The organism is Vibrio sp. K4 (genome assembly GCF_051122595.1).
GTDB lineage: Bacteria > Pseudomonadota > Gammaproteobacteria > Enterobacterales > Vibrionaceae > Vibrio > Vibrio owensii.
Genome location: NZ_CP178578.1, coordinates 1003073 through 1028529, shown reverse-complemented (window position 1 = coordinate 1028529; position 25457 = coordinate 1003073). Strand labels below are relative to the sequence as shown.

At 46.6% G+C, this 25457-nt stretch carries 20 protein-coding genes; 15 read left to right on the top strand and 5 right to left on the bottom strand.

Annotation, left to right across the window (positions count from 1 at the left end):
• Positions 1 to 119 precede the first annotated feature (119 nt).
• Positions 120 to 1145 (top strand): AraC family transcriptional regulator ligand-binding domain-containing protein, encoded by a 1026-nt coding sequence (locus tag ACLIIY_RS22225; RefSeq protein ID WP_434529415.1) that lies wholly within the window; start codon positions 120 to 122, stop codon positions 1143 to 1145.
• A 125-nt stretch (positions 1146 to 1270) separates the two neighbouring features.
• The gene (locus ACLIIY_RS22220) at positions 1271 to 2275 is read left to right on the top strand and encodes a DUF1214 domain-containing protein (RefSeq protein ID WP_434529414.1); all 1005 of its coding nucleotides are present in this window, start codon (positions 1271 to 1273) and stop codon (positions 2273 to 2275) included.
• 76 nt (positions 2276 to 2351) lie between these two features.
• Here the strand turns inward: ACLIIY_RS22220 and ACLIIY_RS22215 are convergent, their stop codons facing one another.
• Together ACLIIY_RS22215 and ACLIIY_RS22210 are read right to left on the bottom strand one after the other, a co-directional pair.
• Complete coding sequence (locus ACLIIY_RS22215; RefSeq protein ID WP_434529413.1) at positions 2352 to 3266, bottom strand: LysR family transcriptional regulator; 915 nt, start codon at positions 3264 to 3266, stop codon at positions 2352 to 2354.
• Between the two features lie 28 nt (positions 3267 to 3294).
• A complete protein-coding gene (locus ACLIIY_RS22210) occupies positions 3295 to 3654 on the bottom strand; it encodes a DUF6559 family protein (protein ID WP_434529412.1) in 360 nt (119 codons plus the stop codon).
• A gap of 129 nt (positions 3655 to 3783) precedes the next feature.
• Here ACLIIY_RS22210 and ACLIIY_RS22205 point away from each other — a divergent pair, with 129 nt between their 5' ends.
• From ACLIIY_RS22205 to ACLIIY_RS22155, 11 genes are all read left to right on the top strand, one after another.
• Positions 3784 to 4665 (top strand): LysR family transcriptional regulator, encoded by an 882-nt coding sequence (locus tag ACLIIY_RS22205; RefSeq protein WP_434529411.1) that lies wholly within the window; start codon positions 3784 to 3786, stop codon positions 4663 to 4665.
• Positions 4666 to 4768: 103 nt separating this feature from the next.
• Positions 4769 to 5851: an efflux RND transporter periplasmic adaptor subunit gene (locus ACLIIY_RS22200; RefSeq protein ID WP_434529410.1), complete on the top strand. Its 1083-nt coding sequence runs from the start codon at positions 4769 to 4771 to the stop codon at positions 5849 to 5851.
• A gap of 9 nt (positions 5852 to 5860) precedes the next feature.
• A complete protein-coding gene (locus ACLIIY_RS22195; RefSeq protein ID WP_434529409.1) occupies positions 5861 to 8917 on the top strand; it encodes an efflux RND transporter permease subunit in 3057 nt (1018 codons plus the stop codon).
• 2 nt (positions 8918 to 8919) lie between these two features.
• Complete coding sequence (locus ACLIIY_RS22190; RefSeq protein WP_434529408.1) at positions 8920 to 10404, top strand: efflux transporter outer membrane subunit; 1485 nt, start codon at positions 8920 to 8922, stop codon at positions 10402 to 10404.
• Positions 10405 to 10828: 424 nt separating this feature from the next.
• A complete protein-coding gene (locus ACLIIY_RS22185) occupies positions 10829 to 10984 on the top strand; it encodes a DUF5993 family protein (protein ID WP_005429588.1) in 156 nt (51 codons plus the stop codon).
• Positions 10985 to 10996: 12 nt separating this feature from the next.
• Positions 10997 to 11536 carry a disulfide bond formation protein B gene (locus tag ACLIIY_RS22180; protein WP_434529407.1) on the top strand — a complete coding sequence of 180 codons (540 nt, stop codon included), beginning with the start codon at positions 10997 to 10999 and terminating at the stop codon, positions 11534 to 11536.
• Between the two features lie 217 nt (positions 11537 to 11753).
• Positions 11754 to 12980, top strand: coding sequence for a sodium/glutamate symporter (gltS, locus tag ACLIIY_RS22175; protein WP_005441437.1), 1227 nt, complete (start codon positions 11754 to 11756; stop codon positions 12978 to 12980).
• Positions 12981 to 13127: 147 nt separating this feature from the next.
• Positions 13128 to 13382: a hypothetical protein gene (locus ACLIIY_RS22170; protein WP_005441438.1), complete on the top strand. Its 255-nt coding sequence runs from the start codon at positions 13128 to 13130 to the stop codon at positions 13380 to 13382.
• A 372-nt stretch (positions 13383 to 13754) separates the two neighbouring features.
• Positions 13755 to 14771 (top strand): GGDEF domain-containing protein, encoded by a 1017-nt coding sequence (locus ACLIIY_RS22165; RefSeq protein ID WP_005441440.1) that lies wholly within the window; start codon positions 13755 to 13757, stop codon positions 14769 to 14771.
• A 66-nt stretch (positions 14772 to 14837) separates the two neighbouring features.
• Positions 14838 to 15653, top strand: coding sequence for a helix-turn-helix domain-containing protein (locus tag ACLIIY_RS22160; protein ID WP_434529406.1), 816 nt, complete (start codon positions 14838 to 14840; stop codon positions 15651 to 15653).
• Positions 15653 to 16306 carry a LuxR C-terminal-related transcriptional regulator gene (locus ACLIIY_RS22155; protein WP_039988263.1) on the top strand — a complete coding sequence of 218 codons (654 nt, stop codon included), beginning with the start codon at positions 15653 to 15655 and terminating at the stop codon, positions 16304 to 16306. Before ACLIIY_RS22160 ends, ACLIIY_RS22155 begins: the two co-directional genes overlap by 1 nt.
• A 75-nt stretch (positions 16307 to 16381) precedes the next feature.
• On the opposite strand, the gene ACLIIY_RS22150 is transcribed toward ACLIIY_RS22155, so the two are convergent.
• Positions 16382 to 18790 (bottom strand): glycosyl hydrolase 2 galactose-binding domain-containing protein, encoded by a 2409-nt coding sequence (locus ACLIIY_RS22150; protein ID WP_434529405.1) that lies wholly within the window; start codon positions 18788 to 18790, stop codon positions 16382 to 16384.
• 292 nt (positions 18791 to 19082) lie between these two features.
• Between ACLIIY_RS22150 and ACLIIY_RS22145 the strand changes: the two genes are divergently transcribed.
• Positions 19083 to 20666: a BCCT family transporter gene (locus ACLIIY_RS22145; RefSeq protein WP_009706347.1), complete on the top strand. Its 1584-nt coding sequence runs from the start codon at positions 19083 to 19085 to the stop codon at positions 20664 to 20666.
• Positions 20667 to 20776: 110 nt separating this feature from the next.
• Here the strand turns inward: ACLIIY_RS22145 and tnaA are convergent, their stop codons facing one another.
• The gene (gene tnaA, locus ACLIIY_RS22140) at positions 20777 to 22198 is read right to left on the bottom strand and encodes a tryptophanase (RefSeq protein ID WP_020196079.1); all 1422 of its coding nucleotides are present in this window, start codon (positions 22196 to 22198) and stop codon (positions 20777 to 20779) included.
• A gap of 653 nt (positions 22199 to 22851) precedes the next feature.
• Positions 22852 to 24453 (bottom strand): long-chain fatty acid--CoA ligase, encoded by a 1602-nt coding sequence (locus ACLIIY_RS22135; protein WP_434529404.1) that lies wholly within the window; start codon positions 24451 to 24453, stop codon positions 22852 to 22854.
• Positions 24454 to 24797: 344 nt separating this feature from the next.
• On the opposite strand from ACLIIY_RS22135, the gene ACLIIY_RS22130 reads away from it, so the two are divergent.
• Positions 24798 to 25457, top strand: a complete 660-nt coding sequence (locus ACLIIY_RS22130) for an HAD family hydrolase (protein WP_434529403.1) — start codon at positions 24798 to 24800, stop codon at positions 25455 to 25457.

The following is a 25457-nucleotide window of genomic DNA, read 5'->3' as shown; positions in this document are numbered from 1 at the left end:
TCGTCGTTTCAGGCGGTATCGGGAGGATGAAGTTGAAATCTGTCATTTCTTGACCAACTCAATGTGGCGCAGTATAAAAACAAGCCAAGACCTAAAATTGACATTTTGAGAATATTTGAGTGAAAAACGAATATCGATTGAGTGCGTTATACCTCTCTGCTTTTCCTAGATTGTGCAGACGATATGGTGTTGAGCCTCAAACCTTAACCTCAAAGCTCAATATTCAAATCTCAACCTTACACGATGAAAACCAAGAGCTTAGCCACCAGCAATTTGCAGAACTGCTGAACTTGGCCGCCAAAGAGACCCAAGACCCGCTGTTCGCCCTAGAGCTCAGTACCTTGATTGACTACCAGTCTTTAGACATCGCTATGTTGCTGATTGCCAGTCAGGAATCTCTCGCAAACATCTATCCGGTTTTGTTTGGTCTATACAGCTATCAACAGCGCGCTTCTCGCCATCAACTTGATATTCGTGAAGACATTGCTCGCCACTTTACCCAGTTCTTATTCGAACCCAATGTCGATACAAGCCAACACGCTTTGCTTTCCATCGGAGGCATTATTACAACGTTCAAGATGGTATTGGGCGAACGGTTGAAGTTGCATCAAGTCCATTTTAAAGCGCGCTACCAAGGTGAATCAGGAGCACAGCAGCAAACACAGATAGAACGTCTTGAACGTTTCTTTGGATGCAAAGTGATATTAGGCAGTCAGTTCGATGGTTTTGAGCTCCCCAAAGCCCTACTCACAGAAAAGCCCGATTTGGAGATGACCATTACCAATAAAATGCGACGCAAAGTCTCTCACGGCCTTCAACATCACAACACGCTATTGGAAATTACCACCAACTCGATTCTGTTATTGCTTCCTCTCGGTGATATCAGCAAAACCTTGGTCAGCAAAATGCTCGGCATCCACCCCAGAACATTGCAGAACTTGTTGAACAAAAATAACCTCACCTACCGAGATATCGTGAATTCAGTTCGCGACACCGAGAGTAAGAAGCTGCTCACCAACAGCGAGTATCCAATCCGCACCATTGCTGACATGCTTTGCTACGCTTCTGCCGACTCTTTTATTCGCCAGTTCAAACGCACCAATGGCACCACACCTTTGCAATATCGAAAACAGCATCGCGTGTGACGGCTGGCAATCCGAACTTGCAATTCGATTTGGTTATTATCTGAATTACATCAATTCATTTCTGTCATCACTGGCATATCGATAAAGTGAGGTCATCTCTTAATGACGACCTCAAGGTAAGCGACATGAAAAAGACCATCTTAGCGACTCTTATTGCCATCACCTCTATGCAGACCATGGCAGCCGTTAAAGTGACCGACGAAAACTTCGCCCGTGCAGAAACTGACCTGTACTTCACTCAACAACTAGAGCGCCAACCAATCAATGTGTTTGACCACAACCGAGACAGCGTCACCGTTGATAATCAGATGATCATTCGCTCAAACACCGACTTGCTCTACTCGACAGCCGTGGTCGATGTGTCGAAAGGGGCCACTTTCCGTTTAGCGAAAGGTGATGCTTACCAAATCATGCATTTCTTCAACAACAATCACGACAACCACATGGCCATTTACGGTGGTGACGAGATCTACATTGATTCGAAAATTGCAGGCTCGGATTACATTTACATCTTAATGCGCACCGCTACGACGGCAGGCATGGAAGAAGCGCATCGCTTACAAGATGCTGCCGTAATTGATGCAAAATCCGCAAAACCATTTAAGCCAGCACAAGATTGGGATAGCGCCTCTCGCGACGCGGTGCGTGCGAAATGGGAGAAGCAAGTCAACACGATTAAGACAGAAGAAGCCTTTACTACTGGCATTACTGCAACGCCAGATAACAAGCAATTTATGATTGGTACCGCTGTGGGCTGGGCTGGCTTACCAGCAGAGTACGCGGTGTATTCCTCACGAGCAGGTACTGGCAAAGTTGAGTGTGCTGACATCACCTTCGACAAACCGTCACTAAGCTATGAAAAAGGCGGTTACTGGTCTATCACCGCATATTCAGGCAAAGGCTGGTTGATGACGGATAACAACAGCGCAGACTCAACCTCCGCTGTACCAAACAAAGATGGTTCTTACACCATTCACTTCGCACCTAAAGGCGAGACCTGTGGTGCCGCGAATAACGTAATTGAAGTGAACGATGCGGGCTGGAACTTCGCGCTGCGTGCTTACCGTCCAAGTGAAAAAGCCAAAGCGATTGAGGAAATGCACAACTTCCCGAACGTGACGGCAAAATAACGCAGTACAGGCTTAATCTCTTCAGACCAAGCCTCTGAGAACAAACCTCCAACAATAAGCCTCTCAATGGAGAGGCTTATTGTTTTTCTTGGATGATGGCTTGAGAAGTGATGATGATTTTTCGTTTGAGCCACTGATGCATCGGATGCATGCGCTTATTGTGTGATTCCACCAGCACAATATTTTTAAGCTCATCTGGGGTGTGATTCGGGAAAGAGACGTACTCAAACTCACCGCGCAGATAATGAGCAAGCTGTCGAGAGCAAGGCAAGATGATCTCACTCTGCTTAACCACATCGAGCAAGGTATGCAAATAGGAGCTTCGCGCTTTTACTTTCAACACTTCACTTGAAAGGTGCTTAGCAATAAAGGGCTGAGTATCATTCCAACCCGGCACCACCAAACTGGCGTATTCTGCTTGATTGATTTCAGCTTGAGACAAGGTCTTTCCTGCCAACGGGTGGTTGATTTTCACTAACCCAACAAAATCATCTTCACCGATCACTTGGTGGGTAAATTGCTTATTGGTGTCGATTGGCGAGTAGTTGATGGCCGCTTGAATTTCGCCATCGAGCAACTTTTTGAGTGTTTGAGAGCCCCAATTCACTATGTTTACTTGTGCGTTTGGTGCCTCTTCAATCACCGCGAGACACAAGCGTGCACCGAGCCAATTGGAGATAAAGCCATTAATCGCAATGGTAATGTTGCCTTGGTAGTCGGCAGGCTCAAACGTTGGCGAATCTAGAATCACCTCATCCAAACTTTCCATGATCATCGGCAGCTTGTCACCCAGCTCAAGTGCACGAGGCGTTGGTTTTAAGCCAGAGTGAACACGAGTAAACAACTCATCATCAAAGTAATCACGAAGCCTTCCCAACGCTTTGCTGACTGCGGGTTGACTCAACGCTAATTGGTCACCTGCAATGCGCGTGTTCTTAGTTTCAAGTAACACCAGAAAGATACGAAGTAAGTTGAGATCCAGTTGCTTCATCGTGATTCGTTCCCTAATACAACCCTGTTTAGTATCGGCTATTCATTCCGAATCGGTGCGACATGTCATCGTCCATACGACCGCCTTTCCAACCGCCCGAGCCAAGCAGATTCAGTACGTCTTGCGCCGTGTAATCACCACCATCAAAAAAATCATTCGAGACATCGGTACGCAAGGAAGTAAGCTCAGCTCTAACTTCTGCGCTCAGTTCTTGAGGATCGGCATACAGAGCCAAAGCGATCTGTTGTTGGCGCTTGCTCAACTCGCTTGTGCTGCTTTGTACTTGTCCGATAGAGAAATACTCGCGACTTCCATAGCCCTTAATCAATCTGGCAGAAAGCAACTTAATAACCTTCTTGATTCGACGACGTTGAATGACTCTCAGCACATTAATTCCCTATTTCTCTTTTCAAAAAAGTATCTGTTATCAAAAGTCACGTTATATTTTGTGCATAACGTTATGATGCTTTAGAGTGTCACGGTTTAGTACAGTGTTCAATAAGCATGGAGCGCCAGTGTGAAAATCGACGATCTTAAACTCTTCATTAAAGTGGTCGAGCTAGGAAGCTTTACCGCCGCGGCAAACGCATTGGATCTGCCGCGCGCAAATGTGAGTCGACGAATTGGCGAATTAGAGCAATCCTTAGGCGCTCAGTTATTCCATCGCACCACACGCAGTTTATCACTCACCAATAATGGCGAAGCTTACTACGAGAACCTGCAAAAAGCGCTGACGATGCTCGATTCGGCGAACGAACAAGTTAGCAACGACACCAATGAAGTTCGCGGCCGCATCAAACTTGGGTTACTGCCAGAAACCGATGAACTGGTTCGCCCAATTCTGTTTAACTTCCACGATAAATACCCACACGTTGAGTTGGATATTCGCAACATCAACAATGGCTTTAGTGACATGTTCCAACAGGGCTTGGACATCGCTTTTCATGGGGGTGCCCTATTTGATTCCGACATCGTTGCCCGTAAGCTTTTGACACTCGACCGTTGTTTAGTCGCTTCTCCCAATTACCTTGAAACACATGGCCTGCCAGAAAACCTAGAACAACTGAAGGAACACCAGTGTGTCTGTTTTCGTTGGCCGAATGGCGAAGTAGACAATGTATGGCACTTCCAAGAACAAAGTGTACAACTGCACCCGAAGCTCATTTCTAATAACATTGGCTTTATCAAGAACGCGACGATTTTAGATCGTGGCATCACCTTTATGCCTAAGCTACTGGTGAAGCGTGAGTTGGAATCCGGCAGCTTGGTGCAGCTATTGTCACAATATTCTGTCACTGAAGAATCGGGGTGGTTGCTTTACCCTCAGCCTAAGACATTGAGTCAGGCGAGCCGCCTACTTATTGACCACCTCATTAAAGAAGTCCCAAAACTCGTTTAGCTGAATACATTGTCTCGTTTTTTGAGACAGTGAGTCTCATTGTCGAGTGATTATCTGAACATTGTACAATTGTATGATGGCACCAAAATTATGGAGCCATCGTATGAATCGTCTATTCAAAACTACTGCATTAGGTGCCGCGACCTTGGCACTGTTTGGCTGTAATCAAAGCCAAAACACGTTCACAGAACCAGACTCCCCTCGCCCAATTCAAGTTGTTGAAGTGACAGGTGAAAACACGGCATTGAACAAATCGTTTAGTGGCATTGTTCAAGCAAAAGAGACCGCATCCCTTTCTTTTCGCGTTCCTGGCACGGTTGACCGCGTTTTGGTGAAGAAAGGCGATCATGTCGAGAAAGGACAGCTCATTGCTACGCTTGATCCTCACGATTACCAAGTTTCTTTGGAAGAACTTCAAGCACGTATGCTGGAAGCGAAGTCTGCGCATAAACTGGCAAAGGCTGAGCTAAAACGCGTGAAACAAGCCACCGATGATGACGCGATTGCCAGTGTGAATTTGGATAGAGCCATCAGTGGTTATGAGCGTAGTTTGTCTGCCGTTAAAGTAGTAGAGAAGAATATCCAACGCGCGGAAGATGCCTTGGCTTACACCACGCTGCGTGCACCATTTTCTGGCAGCATTGGCGAGGTAAGAATCGACGCATTCGAGCAGACACTGCCGGGCGTTAGCGTCACCACTCTTCAACAAGACGGTCAGTGGGAAGTGAATATCGACGTGCCTGAGAACATGATTCGCCAGTTTAACCTTGGGCAAACAGCGGCACTGTCTTGGTATGGTTCAGAGCAAACATACCGTGCGAACGTCGCTGAAATCGCGCCTAAAAAACATCTCATCAAACAAACTTACCCTGTCACTCTAGCTATCGATTCGATTTCTAGTGAGCTGTTCAATGGCAAAGCCGTTACGGTCACAACCTCATTTCAGCTACATCAATCCAGTCATTGCTTTCCCTATTCTGCGATTTTAGGTGAAAAGAAAACGCTACACGTCAATGTCGTTCGTGACGCTATCGTGCACACCGAGCCAGTGACATTGCAATCCATCGACTCGCATCAAGCGTGTGTCTCTGGCGCTTTCCACCAAGGCGACTATGTGGTCATTAGCGGCACTCATTATCTTCAAGCTGGCGACAAGACGCCGAACTTAACCATCAAAACGCTATAGGTTCGAATCATGATCAATTTAGCTGAATTCGCGATAAGACAGCGCACTTTCGTGTTGTTCTTTATCGCCTTGAGTGTGGTGGCAGGACTGTATTCTTACTTCGATTTAGGCAAGCTGGAAGACCCAAGCTTCACGGTTAAAACCGCCGTCGTTGTTACCTTGTATCCGGGCGCCTCAGCGGAAGAAGTAGAACAACAAGTCACCGATACCATTGAGACCAAGCTGCAAGAAATGGCGGAGTTGAATCGCCTGCGCTCATTGTCTCGTCCGGGCATGTCAATGGTATTTGTCGACTTGAAAGAGAGCCTCAATTCCAAAGCGCTGCCACAACAATGGGATTTACTGCGCCGCAAAGTCGACGACGTGAAACTGCAACTGCCGTCTACAGCGCAAATCAGCATTGTTCAGGATGAGTTCTCTGAAGTGTATGGCATGCTTTTCTCTATCCATAGCCAAGACGCCGCACCAGAAGAGTTACGCCGTTATGCAGAAGAACTGCAACGCCAAATCAAAGCTGTAAAAGGCATCAAAAAGATTGAGCTACACGGCGTGCAACCGCGAGTGGTTTACATTGATATGCCCGACGAACGTCTGGCTCAATATGGCTTGTCTGTCGCGCAGGTATGGAACCAACTCAGCACACAGAACATGACCTTTGAAGCAGGCAAGTTCGATGCTGGCACCGAGCGCATTCGCATCACTCAAACCAGTGAATTTCAATCATTAGATGATATTCGCAACTTGGTAATCAAAGGCGGCGTGAGTGAACTAGGTACAGGCTTGATTCGCTTAGGTGACATCGCCGATGTATCCATGGGCTATCAAACACCAGCACTAACAGAAAGCCGATTTAATGGTGAGCCTGCGGTGACGCTAGCGGTCAGCCCTGTTGAAGGCATTAATGTGGTCTCGCTCGGCGACACGATTCGCGACATCATCCAAAACTACCAACAAACACTGCCGCTTGGCGTTGATATTTCTACTGTGGCTTACCAACCTGAAGAAGTACAAAAAGCGATTGATGACTTCGTTGGTAACCTGCTCGAAAGTGTCGGCATTGTGTTTGTGGTGCTGTTGGTGTTCATGGGCTTTAAGAGCGCGACAATTGTTGGTTCAAGCTTATTGCTGACTATCCTGCTCACGCTGATCTACATGAATATCGCGGGCATAGATTTGCATCGAGTCTCGTTAGGTACCTTCATCCTTGCTTTGGGTATGTTGGTGGACAACGCCATCGTGATCACTGACATGATGATCGTAAAACTGAGCAAAGGCATCGAACGCACACGTGCTGCTATTGATTCAGTTAAGGAAACCGCCGTCCCTCTGCTTGGCGCAACCGTAATTGCCATCATGGGTGCAAGTCCGGTTCTGTTCTCCAAAACCGACTCAGCCGAGTTTGCGGGTTCAGTGTTCTACATCGTAGCGTCTTCGCTTCTTTTGTCTTGGTTGGTCGCGATGACCTTCACCGTACTGATGTGTTGGATGTTCATCAAACCAACACCTATCGATGAAGACGCAAAGCCAAGCCGTTACAAGCAGTTGGTGTTTGGGACGGTTGATAACCCAATGAAAGCGCTGACAGCATTGATTCCTCTGCTTTTGGTGACTGCTGTTGCTGTGCCTTACGTGGCGGTGAACTTTATCCCGCAATCGGATCGCCCTATCGTGTTTCTTGATTACTGGCTACCGAATGGCGCCAAGATCGAGCAAACCTCAGCAGATATGCGCAAAGTCGAGCAGTGGCTACTCAAGCAACCAGAAGTAGAAAGCATCTCTAGCTACATGGGTGCAAGTGCGCCGCGCTTCTCGGTGACCGTAGAACCAGAACCGCTTGATCCTGCATACGGGCAGATATTGATTAACACCAAGGATTACGAAAGCATCAGCCAACTTGTTGAACGTGGTGATAAGTGGTTGCAAAACACTTTCCCAGATGCCGAACCTCGCTTTAGAGCGTTAAAACTGGCGACCTCAGACAAGTATGCGGTAGAAGCGCGCTTCTCTGGCCCTGATGAAGCGGTGTTGCACCAACTGGCGGATCAAGCGAAAGCCATCTTTGCTACTCACCCGGATGCCAAATACGTTCGTGATGACTGGCGTCAAGAAAGCAAAGTGCTCAAACCCATCATCAACCAAGACAAGATGCGTCAGGCTGGCATCAACCGTGCGGACATCGCCTTTGCTCTGAAGCGCGCTTCTGATGGCATGCCATTAGGTCAGATGAACCTTAATGACGAGTTGATTCCAATTCAGCTGCGTGGCACGTCTCAAAACATGGCGTCACTAGAAACATTGCCCGTGCGTTCGCTACTTGGTATGCACAGTGTGCCTCTCGGCCAAGTGGTTGATGGCTTTGAGCTAGTACCAGAAGAGAGCATGATCTGGCGCCGCAATCGCGTCAAAACCATCACAGCACAAGCAGGTGTTGAGCGTTCAACCACACCAGCAAGAGTACGCAACGCGGTGAAAGATCAAATCGAAGCGATTCCTCTGCCAGTCGGCTACAGCTTGGAATGGGGCGGCGAATACTACGATGAACACAAAGCGGTTACTGACATCTTTAAACAGCTACCAAAAGCCATGCTGATCATGGTGATCATTCTGGTCGCAATGTTTAACGGCTTTAAGCAACCGATCATCATTCTAGCCACGCTACCTTTGGCGGCTACCGGTGCCACCTTTGCTCTGCTTGGTTTTGATAAACCATTCGGCTTTATGGCGTTGATTGGTGCCATCACCCTGACGGGCATGATCATTAAAAACGGCATTGTGTTGATGGATCAAATTGAGTTGGAACGTGCGAACGGCCGCCCATTATCGGATGCCATCAAAGAAGCCACCGTTAACCGTACCATGGCGATTTCGATGGGTGCACTGACAACCGCACTCGGCATGATCCCGCTGCTTTCAGATCTCTTGTTCGACCAAATGGCAGCTACCATCATCGGCGGCCTGGCAGCAGCAACCGTGTTGTCACTGTTCATCATGCCGGCACTGTATCGCTTGGCGTACAAAGAAACATCACCAACCACGCAAACTGACGCTGAATTGAAGGAGGCGTAATCATGAGAAAGTTCGTTATCGCGCCACTGGTATTGGCAATGAGTTTATCCGGTTGTGCCGTTGGGCCAGACTATCAAACGCCAACCACCAGCATGGCAGAAACTTATTTGTATGCCGACCAAAATGGCGTCAGCCGCAATGCTGAGAGAGAAGCGTTTTGGTGGACAGAGTTTAACGACCCTACGTTGAACGATTTGGTGCTTGATATGCAAAGTCAAAACATCCCGCTTAAGGTCGCGGCAGAACGCATCAAAATGGCAAACAACTATAAGACCGTTGTTGAGTCATTCAAGGTGCCGACCATCAATGTTGGTGCCGGATATGTCAATTATCAACTAAGTAAGAACGACTCACTGCTTGGCCCTGCGTTGAACCCGATTGGTGATTCCGCCGCTGGCCTACCACCACAAATCGGCAATACAACCTTGTTGGACAATCAGCACGATGGTGTGTTTGCCGGCGCAAGTATCGCTTGGGAATTAGATTTGTTTGGTCGCATTGATCGCCAGTCCAACGCTGCAAAAATTCGAGTTGAGCAAGCAGAGATCTATCAAAGCGGGCTTACAACCTTACTCACCGCAGACTTGATTCATAACTACTTGCAGTATCAAGGGGCAGCCGAGCGTCTCGACTTAGCCAAATCGAACCTTGAAGACCAACAAAAAACCATGGCGTTGGTCGAGAAAGTGGTTCGTAGCGGTTATGGCTCGGATCTCGATTTAGCGCAAGCCAAAGCGACGCTAGCAGCGATGGAGTCAATCATTCCTCAGTTGGAAATCGCACAACAAGTACACAAGCATCGTATCGCGGTACTGCTTGGTGAGCCTTTATCGAAAGTCGAAGTGCGACTTGCAGAGACTCAAGGTGTACCCGCAATGCAAAATGTCGTGCCAATCGGATTACCTTCCGACTTACTGCAGCGTCGCCCTGATATCCGCTTAGCGGAGCGAGAAATGGCAGCCATCAATGAAGAACTTGCGGCAAGTATTGCCAATCAATATCCGAAGTTCTTCTTAACCGGTGCTCCTGGTGTGTCCGCCTCTAGCTTTGATGATCTGTTTAGCAGTGATTCTTTCGGCTGGGTTGGCGCGACTGGCATCAGTTGGAATGTCTTTGATGGTGGTCGTGGCGATGCTTTAGAGGACATCAACCAAGCTCGTTTTGATGCAGCAACTCTGACTTACCAACACGCTGTAGATTCGGCTTTTGCTGAAGTGGATTCCACCTTATTTGCTTATGGCAGAAGCCAAGAGAATCAGCGTCGTATTGATGATGCTCTGGTTGCAACAGACAAAGCCGTGGGGAAAGCCAAATCCCTCTACCGTGCAGGGTTGATTGACCACTTGTCGGTTCTGGATGCTCAGCGCCAGCAACGCATGATGCAAGACCGACAAATCGCAGCCAAATTGCAAACGGCTCAGGTCACTGTCGCACTCTACAAATCACTGGGTGGCGATTGGGCATTAGAGCAATCTCCACAAAGTTAAACCGAATGAGTTGAGTAACGATTTTGGGGAGCGGGTTAGCTTCATCTGGGACCTCGAATCTAACCCCTCCTCTTTTTTATTGTGGATATACCCAAGTGACTTCAAGATGCAGGATTCAGAGCGTTGTCATTGATTCGAGATCAAGGAAAACAACGCAGTGTAATAGCCAGCTCTTTCCAAGTTGTTTGACGCAGAAATCGACTCAATGACACGCTCCCGAAGGGCGAGTTGCCTTGGCTTGCATACTTTGTTGCCGATTCTTGATTTAGGCCCACTAAACCTTTAAATCGACGCCGCGTCTGCAAACCAAGTCATTCTCGCTGAACCAAGCATCTCGAAGTTATTTGGGTATAAAGTCGCGCATTAGCTCGCGTTTCCTATAGTTAAAAGGATTGAAATCAGAGAGTAAGGAAGGAACTCCCTCATGATGACATTAATCTTTTTGCTGTTATTGATTGCGATGCTCAGTGCATTTTTAGGTAAGAAAGCGGTGGGCTATGCCTTCTTTGCTTCCTCGGTGATCATTGGACTGTATTGGTTCAATCATCACGCCACCGACCCTCTTTCCATCTTGCTGTAAAGGGGATTGCACATGAATCGAAACTATCTGGCTTTACTCAATACCCTTGGTTTACTGGGCATGACAGCCGTTCTACTGATTGGCTTTGTTCTGCAATTTGTACTGCATGAGTTGCCTTGCCCTTTGTGTTTATTGCAGCGCATTGGCTTCATCATGATCATGTTCGGCTTCTTGTTGAACGTGGTGTATGGGCCGCAGTCGCGACATTATGGTGTGGTCCTTATCGGCGCACTCTATGGCGTCGCTACGTCACTGAGACAAGTCTCTTTGCACGTAATTCCCGGTACGCCTGGATACGGTAGCCCTATCTTCGGGATGCACTATTACACTTGGGCGTTTGTGCTGTTTGTTGCCACCATTTTCGCGGTCGCCGTTATTCTGATGCTGACCAGTAAAGAGGAGTCTCCAGAACCTTACGAAATGAGCAATCTAGGTCGCATCACATGTTTGCTGGCGATTTCTGTTGTGGCACTCAATGTGATTGGGACTTTTGCCGAATGTGGTCCTTATCAATGTCCAGACAATCCAGAAAGCTACTGGCTATTTAACTAACGAGCCCTTAATCGAAGCAAGAGGAGTCATGCATAGGTACATGTGACCTTGTATTACTCCTCTTTTCTATCGGTTACGAAAATACGATTCTCAGCACAATCCGACTTGGTTCAAATTCGTTGGTATGCAATTGGATGTCATACAAACATGTCAGTATGTTTAGAGATAAACGTACCGATTAATTCTCTCATCATGTTTTACCAAAGCAGGAGTGGTTATGAACTTTGTCGACGGTGTATTACAAGTCGAATCTTTTCTCGCGGTGACCCTCGGGATCATCGTGTTGTTTTTAGGCAGGCGCCTAACCCAAGCCAGCAGTTTCTTAAAGGAATTCAGTATTCCTGAACCGGTTTCCGGCGGCATCTTGGTATCAGTGTTGTTCGCCGTTATCCATTACGTCACTCAAATCGATGTTCAATTTGATCTTGCTACCCGAGACTTGTTGTTGGTGTATTTCTTCACCACTATCGGCATCAACGCCAGCCTTCAAGATCTGTTCAAAGGCGGTAAGCCATTATTGATCCTGCTTTCGGTCACCATCGGTTATATGTTGATTCAAAACCTAACCGGTATTGGAATCGCGACCATGTTAGATCAGCCAGAGGCGGTTGGCTTGTTGAGCGGAACGGTGTCTCTGATCGGCGGACACGGCACTGCGATTGCGTGGTCACCTCGCATAGCTGAAATATTCGATCTTGATACCGCAATGGAAATTGGCATCGCAAGTGCAACGTTTGGCTTAATTTTAGCAAGCTTGATGGGCGGCCCGATTGCAAAATACCTGATCAACAAACACAACCTAAAGCCAGCTAAAGTGGAAGAAATGGACGTGGGTACGGCGCAGGATGAACCGCAACCGTCTATCAATGCTTATGACTTCTTAGATGCGATGTTAGCAATCCATGTTTGTATTATCTTGGGCGCGATTCTGAACGAAGGCGTAAGCAGCTTAGGGCTGGAATTACCGTTGTTTGTGACCTGTTTGTTTGCCGGTATTTTGATTTCTAATCTTATTCCCGCCTCATACCCTCGCCTTACAGGCACTCGTTGGCCAGCAAGAAAACCAGCAGTTGCGTTGATTGCGGATATGGCGTTGGGCGCTTTCTTAGCCATGTCACTGATGAGCATGCAACTTTGGGCTTTGGTCGATTTAGCTGGACCTATTTTTATCATTCTTGGCGCGCAGTTCTTGGTAGCAATTTGTATCGCGATATTTGTTGTCTTCCCTTTGATGGGGAAAAACTACGACGCTGCAGTTGTGTGCTCTGGGTTTGGCGGCATATCTTTGGGTTCTACCCCAACCGCTATGGCCAACATGTCTGCAGTTGCTCAGAAATACGGTAACTCGCATCAGGCTTTTATTATCGTGCCTTTGGTTTGTGCATTCTTCATCGATTTAGCCAATGCTCTCATCATTCCGTACTTCATTAATTGGATTGGATAATTAAGACGCCATCTGGTTAAAAAGAGGTCACTTCGGTGGCCTCTTGTCATATTCATGCAAATATTGCTACCACTTCCCCCCTCACTCAGTTGTATAATGTTTCTCTTGAAATATTTTGTTACGAAGTCAGTAACTCTTGAGATGAACATGAACAGCAGTAGATGGGTTGGCCTTTCCATTGGCACACTCTTTTTAATTGGCACACTTATTCTATTTGGATCGACCGTGCATGCGTCTTGGTACAAGATCCCGATGGAAGCCGTGAATGGCATTGCATTCACCTTGTCTTTTGGATTAGGTTTGAATCACTTTATTGCCTACATTTCTGCGTTCGTTACGCTCGCAGCGCTGTTTTATCTTGGTTATGCAACCGGTTACCGCATCCATCAAAAACTCAAGTAGACATCTCAAACTTAAGACTGATTTCACTCACACCTCATAGCACTTAAGTATTAGTTTTTCCTCGATAAATTTGCTGTTAACCCACTTTTTATGCGGACATATTGAGATCGGGGCATTTTCCCGAAAACCGTATAGTTTTATGCAACCTCGCCTCATAGAATAGTTTATAAAAACGGCAGTAGGTATCGAGCATCTTTATGAAATGCAGTGTCGCTTGCAGACGAGAAAAACGCCCGAAAAAGCATATGCGCCTCGCATTTCCAAATTCATGCGGTGCAAATTCTTTGTTTCTCACGTTCTCTATCCACACTCAATCCATACTGAACCCTATCTCTGACTGCCCATTATTTGCTGTTCCTTTGAGACATAACTATGGACAGAACGCAGTTCACCAAAATTTTTACGCGCTACTACATGCGCTCTACAAGTTTGGGGATTCTTATTACCCTATTCGCTTGTGCAATCAGAGGGGTTAATTATGTTGTATACCTTCCTTACGTGTTATCCGCGGTTGCTTGTTTTACCTACCTTTGGGTGGGGCGAACGTTCGCATTTGAGCAAAGACATCGCTCTGTCGTCATTGCTCTGATCCTCGGCTACACCCTCACTTTTTACCTGTACTACTTCTTAGGCGGCCACTTCCTCTTTTCGTCATTAGTCACAATAAACCTTCTTTTAGCCTTAATTGAGTTCGGTGTTTTTTGGTCATTAATCACATACACCCTATCAATGGCAGTTTGCTTTAACATTGATTTGATAACCGCAGGCAACGACCTGTTTAAACTACAGGGTTTAAGTGAGTTCTCCATTCGGAGTACGTTTCTGTACTTGTTCAACCTATTTATTTACAAAGGGTTGCGCTCTATCGAGAGCTATTGGCACAGCGCATGGCAAACCCAATATGAACAAGTTGAAAAACTAGAAAGACTGCTCGAGATTGACGAGCTAACAGGGTGTTATTCCCGCTTTAAAGGCAACCAGCTGATAGAACGACAGATACAGCGTGCTCAACCGTTTACTCTGTTTTATATCGACTTGGATGGCTTTAAAGCCGTGAATGACGAATTCGGGCATGATGCCGGAGACAAAGTTTTACGCATTACCGCCCAACGCATTTTGCATCTACTAAGTGATGGCCAGTTCGCAACAAGAATTGGTGGCGATGAGTTTATTCTTTGTCTACCCGAGCTAGAACATACAAAGGATTTAGAACAGTTTCAGTCTTTGCTGCACCAAGCATGTAGTGCACCTATTTTTATCCATTTTCAAAACGTTCACATCGGTCTGAGTGTCGGTGTCGCGCGCTTCCCTTATGAAGGGAGCTGTAGTGACTCCTTAATCCAGCACGCAGACCAAATGATGTACCTCACTAAAAAATCAAGAACATAGAGTTTTGGCTCGGTCCGAGCCGCTTCGAAGCAATCAAAAAATATAATGAGTTCAGGACGTAGATATATGGTTAGCAAGTTAGAATTTTCGCATGCGGTCGCTGCAATTCGAAAGGAGAGGGGATTAACTCAAGGTCAATTGGCGGACGACTTAGCAAGGAGTTACAGCGCTTTTGAAAGCTTAAACCAACCCACATTAAGTCAATGGGAAAGCGGAAAAGTCACACCGAGTTTATTAAAGCGACTCGCCTTCTCTCACTATATCGGTGAGCAGTATGAATACACTTCCAGCGAGTACAAACGGATAAAAGCCTCGCAAAGTAAAAATATCTATTTGAGCTTTAAAGACATTGTTTACGAGTATCAGGTTACCGATGTGAAAAGTTGTTCTCTCAGCCAAATCAGCGATTCAGAGTTCGAACAAATTGACGCTGTCCACAAGCAGTTAATTACCCCCGGAGGTGTAGAGGACACGCTCAACCAGTTTGGTAAATCCCCCAGCAAGGCCCGCCTCTACTATTGCAAGGGCATGTTAGTTGGACATTTGATTTACCAAGAGCTGAGGTCTGAATTTAGGATTCTCAGCTTATGGCATTTAGGGCGCTCGATTTTGAAATTCTTGGTGACTGACATCATCCAAGTTATGGGCAATGCCATCATCCATTTTCCGGTTCATGAGCCCGTAATTAAACAACTTCTATTCGACATTTTCATACGGGATTTCTACCACCACCGGCGGGTCACGTTTTTTAAAGCCCCCGCGACACACATATTCGAGAACCCCATGGTGAAGCATTGCTTTGATGGACTCTTAGATCTGGTGCTCTATCGCTTCCATCAAGTAGGAAATGAATTTATGCAGTCTCGACAGGAGGCCCACTAATGATAAATAACAACGCAACCAACAGTACCATCTTATTGTTTACCTTCAATAATATACAAGGTCGAGGCTTACAATCGGCCATTGAGCAACAGCTTGGACAACCAGTGCTATTAGCAAAAGGGGCTGAAGTAGAATTACCTCACTATAGAGATGAGCACTATATGGCGATCGTCGACAGCTCCCTACCCGATCTCTCGGAAGTTAAAATGACGCTCAGTGAACTGGAACATGTCGATGCAACGGTATTGGTGAACGCTGAGCCCAATTTAGGCGTGGAGAGCCTGCTCACTTGGTCAAACCTCAAAGGCTTGTTCTATTTTGAAGATGACTTCGACAAGGTAATCAGAGGCTTGAAAGGTATTCTGAGTGGGGAGAACTGGCTCTCTCGAGATATTCTCAATCGACTGCTTGGCTATCTAGTAAATCTTAACCACACGGTTACTGAGCTGGATACGAAACTCGAAATTGAACTCACTCGTAGAGAAATGCAAGTACTGACCGCCCTGTGCCAAGGCGGCTCCAACCTTGATATTGCAGACTCGTTGTTTGTCAGTGAGCACACGGTGAAATCGCACCTGTATAGCATTTTCCGCAAACTGGAAGTGAAGAACCGAATGCAAGCGGTCGCTTGGGCAAAACGTAACTTGTTCTAGCCCCCGTCCAAAAACAAAGGGAGCACGGAGGCCCCCTTTAATGCATTTGCCGTGCGTCGGCTCGCTTAAGCTTTCTTATTGCATCAAATGATAGACGCGTAGCGATTCTGCCATCATTGCTAAATCTTCGCCTGAGAACTCAACCGTGACAGGTTGGTTCGCCAATAGCGTGATGCTTGAGTCATCAAAGCGTCCTGCGGTGTCACACTCCAAATGAACAAAGAACGCTGGTTTATCTGCGACGAGTGTGACTTTGTTGGCTTCAATCGTTACGTCAATCTTGGCGCTTTCCATCGGTAGAGTTTTTAGTTCGTGAGTACTAAACCAAGTGTTGGTGATTCTCTCTTGCCCTACTTGCCCGTCTACGTAGAAGAAACCCGATTGCAATTCGGACGAATCAAATGCCTCATCCAACTGCCATACAATGGTATTGCTGTCGCTAGAAACCGTGTGCTCTAGCGACCAAGTTTGCTTCACTTCACCTTGCCAGTTCACCCAATGTAATTGCGCACTCACATCAACGGGTTCTTTGGCATCGTTGAGCAGATGAAGGCTCAGCTTGCCCGTATGTTCTGAGAACACCAAATACTGAGGCGCAAAGAAACGTTTCGCGTGGTAATGCAATTGCTTCCAACGGCCACTGTACTCCAAACTAGACCAAGAACTCACTGGCCAGTTGTCGTTGAGTTGCCAATACAACATGCCACGACATATTGGAGAGATCGCACGCCAGTGGTCACAAGCGGTCTTGATTGCCATCGCCTGTTGCACTTGGCTAAGGTACAACATTTGCTCAAAGCCGGAAGGGAAACGGAAATAACGAGTAAACATCTCCGTGATAATACTGTTACCGCGGGGGTTCTTTTGGTGCTGCTCAAAGGTTGGTGAGGTGACGTTCCAGTCTTGCTCTGGAACGAACTGTTTTGCTTCAGCAAACGAAGGCCAAGATTGGAAACCAAACTCGGAGCAGAAACGCGGGTTAATGTTTAGATAAGCATTAAACGATTTTCCTGAGTGCCAAACGTCCCAGAAATGCATATCGCCTTTGCTGTCATCATGCCATGCATCGCCAAAATCCAACTCACCGTTACAAGGAGAGCTTGGCCAAAAACGGCGTGAATCATCTTGCTGACCAATCACCTGCTCTATCATTCGATTCAGACGGTCGTAATTCACCGTGTATTTGACTTTGTTGTGCTTGGATTCGTCGTACCAACCAATCGCACCAATCACTTCGTTATCACCACACCACAGTGCAATCGATGGGTGCTCTTTCAAACGTGGGATTTGGAATCGCAACTCTTGTTCCACGTCTTTCAAGAAATCATCATCAGATGGATACAGCGAGCAAGCGAACATCATGTCTTGCCAAACCAGCAGACCTAATTCATCACACAGGTTGTAGAACGTTTCGCTCTCATATTGACCGCCACCCCAGACACGAATCATGTTCATATTGGCATCGACCGCGCTTTGCAGAAGTGCACGATAGCGACTCTCACATTCACGACCCGGCATGGCGTCCACAGGAATCCAGTTTGCACCCTTCGCATTGATTGGCACGCCGTTAACGACAAACTCCATCGCCGAGCCATGCTCATCAGCTTGATTGTTTAGGCTCAGCTCTCGCAAACCAATCGTGCGTGACAGTGATTGCTCGCCGCAAGATACTGTCATTGGGTAAAGATGCGCTTCGCCATAACCCGCAGGCCACCAGAGTTTTGGCTCAGAAATATGGAACTGGCAGTGATAGTGACCACTTCCTTCGGTTTGAATCGATTGGCGCTGACCATCGAATTCAATCGAAATTTCATGATGTTGAGTATCGGCTTCTACTTCAACCAATGCATCAACCAGCACGCTACCATCAGCTTGCCATTGTTGCTCTGTAGAGAATCCTTTGAGCCACACATCGTTTATGACATCAATTTTAATCGGGTCATAAATACCAGACACCATCAAACAAATACCCCAGTCCCACCCCGAATGACATTGGGTTTTGCGAATCAAGTTCATGTGCGGGATCTGGTTGTTCCCCATCGCCGAAGGGATTGGAAACGGCAATTTCTTCGCACGTTCTAACCCTTCTATATCCACTCGGGCAAACTCAACTCGAATCGTGTTAGTGCCTTGTTTTAAGTAAGGTTTGATATCAATACGTTGCTGAGCGAACATGTTGCTGCTAGTTAGTGCTTGCTCACCATTGATATAAAAGGTCGCTAAGGTGTCTACACGGGTGAGCGTCATCCACACTTGTTTGGCAGAGAGCACAGGGCCATCGACATCAAACTCGCGTGAAATGTGCCAATCGCAAGTTTCAATCCAACGAACTTTCGCTTCATTATCAGCAAAATAGGGATTCGGGATGAGCTCTGCTTGTAACAATGCGGATACATTGTCACCGGGCAAAGTCATAGGAATATCGATATCGGGACGCTGTGGCGAGGTAAGTTGCCACGTTCCGTTAAGTTCAAAATGAGCCATAGGGTAAGACCTTTAATTTTTATTAGAACAGGTTGGCTCAATGTAATCTTGCGGTGTCCCTACAAGAATAAGGGGAATGTCATTTCCGTATGAAATGCGGCGCACTTCACGTAAAAATTCTCTAACCAGAAATCAGTAATTTGGCTAGGAAAACGACATTTAATCCGGTTTCACGGTTATATTGAGCATCTCAACGTGCTAGTATCAGCGGCTTTTTGATCATCCTCACACTTTTCGAGCCATTTGTGTGAGGGAAATGCACGGCTTCCGAGCCCTAAAAAGCGAAGTAATTATGTCAAATATGACGAACGCCGCCTCTCATGCTCCTATTCAGGAGGCAGACTATTCTGCGATTCACCCTCCTTCCCTACTTAAGCGTCTTGAACTCACCAACCCAGTATTCTGGCTAAGTGGTAGCTTCCTCACCGTGTTTGTATTGCTTGCTCTGACGAATACAGACTCTCTGACCGCAATGGTTAACGCAGGCTTCGGGTTTGCGACTCAATACTTCGGTGCCTTCTGGCAAGTATTACTCCTACTAAATTTCCTTATTGGTTTGGCTATCGCGCTAGGTCGTACGGGTTACGTGCGCTTGGGTGGTTTAGCGAGACCAGATATCGATACCTTTAAATGGTTGTCGATCGTACTTTGTACCCTACTCGCAGGTGGCGGTGTTTTCTGGGCCGCAGCTGAGCCTATCGCACACTTTGTTTCTGCGCCGCCTCTTTACGGTGAAGCATCACCAAAAGCATCTGCAATAAATGCACTTTCTCAGTCTTTCATGCACTGGGGCTTCCTTGCTTGGGCAATCTTAGGTTGTCTTTCTTCTGTGGTGTTGATGCACCTTCATTACGACAAAGGCTTACCACTAAAACCGCGTACTCTGCTTTACCCTGTCTTTGGCGACAAAGCGATCAACGGTTGGATTGGTGACGTGGCTGACGCCTGCAGCATTATCGCCGTAGCCGCTGGTACTATTGGTCCAATTGGCTTCTTAGGTCTGCAGATCAGTTACGCGTTGAACTCGCTATTCGGCTTGCCAGACACTTTCATCACTCAAAGCATGGTGATTGTGGCTGCAATTCTAATGTACACCTTGTCAGCGCTAAGCGGCGTGAGCAAAGGCATCCAGCTTGTGAGCCGTTACAACATCATTTTGTCTGTGGCTCTAATTGGTTACATCCTGTTCTTCGGCCCAACCAGCTTTATTGTCGATGGTTACGTGCAAGGCATTGGCCGCATGGTGGATAACTTCTTCCCTATGGCGCTTTACCGTGGCGACACAGAATGGCTAAGTTGGTGGACAGTATTCTTCTGGGGCTGGTTTATTGGTTATGGCCCGATGATGGCAATCTTCATCGCACGTATCTCACGTGGCCGTACCATTCGTCAGTTGATCCTTTCTATCAGCATCGCTGCGCCTTTAATCACCTGCTTCTGGTTCAGTATTGTTGGCGGCAGTGGTTTGGCATTCGAGCTAGAAAACCCAGGTTTGATTTCATCCGCATTTGAAGGCTTTAACCTACCAGCAGTTCTGCTTGCGATTACCTCTGAACTGCCATTCCCAATGGTGATTTCGGTATTGTTCTTGATCCTGACCACGACGTTTATCGTGACCACAGGTGACTCAATGACTTACACCATCAGTGTGGTAATGACAGGTTCAGCAGAGCCAAACGCTGTGATCCGCTCGTTCTGGGGCTTAATGATGGGTGTGGTGGCTATCGCGCTTATTTCGATGGGCTCTGGCGGCATCTCTGCTTTGCAATCTTTCATCGTGATTACGGCCGTGCCCGTGTCTTTCATTTTGCTACCAAGCATCTGGAAAGCGCCAAGCATCGCCAGCCACATGGCAAAAGAGCAAGGTTTGGTTTAATCACTTGGTTTAATCAGACAAGCTTTACCACAAACATAAAACAAGCGCCGATTTAAGGCGCTTGTTTCTTATTGAGCCATTGCAATAGCCGCTTCATTACGCAAGGTTAGTTACGACCCGATCTCTTTGAGTCGAGCAGTAAAATGACGCAGCACTGGCGGTTCGTAAGTGAACTCCAAACCTTTGACATTATGTACATTCTCTTTCACTTTTTGGAATGCTTCGATAACGTAATCCATGTGTGTTTGAGTATAAGTCGCCCTTGGCAAAGTCAGACGTAAAAACTCCGCAGGACAAGGCAGTTGCTTGCCTGTTTCAGGGTCTCGTCCGAGCAATAGTGAGCCAATCTCCGGCGCTCGAATACCGGCAACTTTATACAACTCACACGCCAGAGCATGAGCAGGAAATTGATCACCCGGAATATGCGGTAGGAGCTTCCCTGCATCAACAAACGCAGCATGACCACCGGCTTGCTGGCAGACAATACCTATCGCCTCTAGCCCTGAGACCAAGTATTGAATCTGAGCGATACGGTACTCCAACCATTCCTGTCGCATCCCGTCATAAAGGCCAACAGCAAGGCGCTCCATCGCTCCTCCCTCTAAACCGCCGTAAGTAGGAAAGCCTTCTTGCACAACACACAGAGTTCGGCATTCGTTGTAAACATCGATAAAGCTGTCATCCTTGAAACACAATAATCCGCCCATCTGAACCATTGCGTCTTTCTTTGCAGACATGGCTAATGCATCGGCATATTTGTAGCTCTCGAATGTGATCTCTTCAATCGACCAATCTTGGTAGCCCGGCTCCCGTTGCTGAATAAAGTAAGCATTTTCCGCATATCGAGCTGAGTCCATGATGACAGGAATATCGTATTTCTGACCAATGGCATACACCGCTTTTAAGTTCGCGATAGAAACAGGTTGGCCACCAGCAGAGTTACAAGTAATCGTACTGACGATATAAGGAACGTTTTTTGGGTCGGCATCAAGAATCGCTTGCTCAAGCTTATCGATATCAAAATTGCCTTTGAAATCAGCATTGACTGACGTATCAAACGCTTCTTCCGTATAGACATTTTTAGCCACACAGCAATTGATTTGCGTATGCCCCTGAGTGGTGTCAAAGAAGTGATTCGACAATGCGACCATTTTGGTTCGGTCGAGCCCTTTCTCTTTTTCACGTTTGGCGATCAAGACCGGAATGTAAATCTGTTCTGCACCACGGCCTTGGTGAGTAGGAATCGTCAACTCGTAGCCAAAAATGTCTTTCACTGCATTCGCCAGCGCATGATAACTACGGCTGCCGCTGTATGCTTCATCGCCTCTAAACATGGCGGCCTGCATATCTTGAGTGATCGACCCAGTACCACTGTCTGTGAGCAAATCAATAAACACATCGTCGCTTTCAAGCAGAAATGGATTCATTCCTGACTCTAAAATGGCTTGTTCACGATACGCTCTCGTTGTTCTTTTTACGGGTTCAACGACACGAATACGAAACGGTTCTGGCAAATGTTTAAAGTTTTCCATCAAAAATACCTTACTTCCAGATAGCCGCACACGCCTCTTCCATAAACGAAAAGTACAAATGTGCGCACTAATTTAATAGCAATTAATTGTTCTAAAGAGAGATAACTTTTGAACAGCAAACTCAGCGAAGGGTTCGCTTAGTCAGCGCTACAACGACCGTATTACACAGTTCAACGATCAGTTAAAACGGGCTCTGCTGTTAAAGTCGGATTGCATTAAGAAAGGTAGATTTTAGAAAGATAGGCACGTTGCGGATCACGCGTGTACCAAGCAATAGAGCTTGAGCACTGCTTGTGTCGCATCATTAAAGGCATACGCATCTTACATCCTCTTCAAGCAGTCAATAAATGAAAACACATGAGTTGTGCTTTCCCCAAAACCAAGCTTAATCACGAATTAGCATTGGTTAATTTCTAGTCTATTTCGTCGTTATTACTAACACTAAACCTTCACCGCCACAATCGTTGCACGTTAGTACCATCAAGGATATGAGAATAGAATCACAAAAAAATAGCCTAGTTATGCAATGACTCTCAGTCACTTTTACGCAGAAAAAATAGCGAAATTTGAATCGCTTGCTTAGAAAAAACAGCCCCGACACATAATCTGTATCGGGGCCGTTTTTATGGGTTGGATTCAAAAAGCTTCACTGCTTACAGGTGAAGTTTACGCAGCACTTTCTTATCCACTTTACCGACGCTGGTCTTGGCGATCTCGTCCACCAGCTTCACTTTGAGTAGTAACGCTTCTCTGGCAAGAATGCCTTTGCTGATAAAGTCTTTCGCAAAACCTAACAGCTCTTTCTCAGTCATCTCTGCATCGTCTTTTAACGTCACCAACGCTAGCGGCACCTCGCCCCATTTGTTGTGTGGCATGCCAATTACAGCGACTTCCGACACGGCTTGATGCTGGTGCAGAATGTCTTCCAGCTCCAAAGAACTTACCCACTCACCAGAAATCTTAATCATGTCTTTTACGCGGTCAGTGATCTTGATAAAGCCTTCATTATCGATATGCGCGACATCGCCAGTGTGTAGATAACCACCACGCCACAAGGCTTTAGAGTTCTTGTTGTCTTTGTAGTAGCTTAGCGTTAACCACGGCGCACGCACTACAATCTCACCCGCACTCTCACCATCGTGTGGGAGTCTGTTCATCTCATCATCGACAATATGAGCTTCCACCAGCGCGACTTTCTTACCTGTCTTCGAGCGGTATTCTGCTTGCTTATCTAGGTCGAGTTCAAGCTGTTCTGGAGTCAGTTGAACAATAGACAAAATTGGTCCTGTTTCACTCATGCCGTAACCCGCAAACACATCGATATCGCGCTCAAGGGCTGATTTACACAACGCTTTTGGCAGCGCTGCACCGCCAATGACGACTTTCCAACCAGAGAAATTAATCGACTTGGACTTTGGTGAGCTCAATAACAGATGCAGGATGGTTGGCACACAATGTGAGAACGTCACCTTCTCTTGTTCAATTAAGTTAAGCAGAACATCTGGGACATACTTGCCTGGATACACTTGTTTCACGCCAAGCATGGTCGCCATGTACGGAAGTCCCCATGCGTGGACATGGAACATTGGCGTAATCGGCATATAGATATCACCTTGATGCAGTCGACCTTGCGACGCATTAGTGCCGATGGTGCTCAATATCCCCATGGTGTGGAGAACCAGTTGGCGGTGAGTAAAGAACACACCTTTAGGGAAGCCCGTCGTACCCGTGGTGTAGAAAGTGGTCGCGATGGTGTTCTCATCGAAATCAGGGAAGTTGTATTCGGTGCTTTCTTGCTCCAGAAGGCGCTCGTATTCACATTCATCGTTATCGCGTAAAACCACGTAACGCGTCACCGTATCAATACGACCTTTGATCTGATCCAGAATTGGCAGAAACTCTTCGTTGATCAGGATAATGTCATCTTCCGCATGGTCGATGGTGTAAAGGATCTGCTCTGGAGACAAGCGCACGTTGATCATGTGCAGCTTTGCACCAATCATCGGGATGGCAAAGTAGCATTCAAGATAACGGTGTGAGTCATAATCCATTACCGCGACCGTATCACCTTTCTTAACGCCCATTTTGGTTAGCGCGTTTGCAAACTGTCTCACACGGTCATGAAACGTTTTGTAGCTGTGACGACGGTGGTTTGCGTAGACGATTTCTTGCTCGGGGTTGAAAGCAACCGGGGAAAACAGCAAGTTTTTAATTAACAACTGATAATTGGATGGATCATTTACATACTGGTTCATATCGGGGATTCTTTTTGTATTTTTCTTAACGTTCGCTTTGCGCGAGTGGCGCTATTATCACTCAAAGATAAGACTGTATTCAGTACACAATATTGAGATCAGGTTCGAAAGACGCCATATATCTATAGTACGCGGTTTCTATAAGTACCCCTGTATTGTAGCCTTCTATCACCGAGTCAGAAATGCTTCATCCCACGACTTAGTCATTAAGTTTTGTCATGGTCAGAAAAAGTGCAACGAAACCGTCACAGTTTGTCGTTAGCATACGTCCCACACTTGTAAACCTCGCTCTATACTGACCGACACGTTACATCGACCTCAATCCAAACTGTGAGAAGCCAACTATGTCCAAGCCTTTGTATGTTTTTGATCTGGATGAAACCTTAATCAACGCAGACTGCGCAATGATTTGGAATGAATTTATAGTCGAGAAAGGCATCGCCACTGCGCCTAACTTTATTGAGGAAGATAAGCGTCTAATGGGCTTGTACGCAGAAGGCAAAATGGACATGGAAGATTACCTCACGTTCTCCATGAAGCCGCTAGAAAACATGCTTATTGAACAGGTAGACGCCTTAGTAAAAGAGTGCGTTGACAACCATATTCTGGCTAAACAATTCCCGCAAGCCAAAACACTGATTGAACAACTGTCTCGTGATGAGATTGATATGGTCATCATCTCTGCTAGCGTCACTTTTTTGGTTGAAGCAGTTGGTCGACGCATCGGCATCCCTAACGCGCTCGGGATTGATTTAGTCGAAAAAGACAACTGCTATACCGCGGAAATAGAAGGCATCCCGAGTTATCGCGAAGGCAAGGTTACACGCTTAAAACAGTGGTTAGAGGCTCAACCTGAGACCTATTCAGACATCCATTTCTATACGGATTCGATCAACGACTTACCACTGTGTGAATGCGCGGATTACGCTTATCTGGTCAATCCATGCCCTCGCTTAAAAGAGCACGCCGATAGACCGAATTGGACTGTGTTAAGTTGGGGGTAA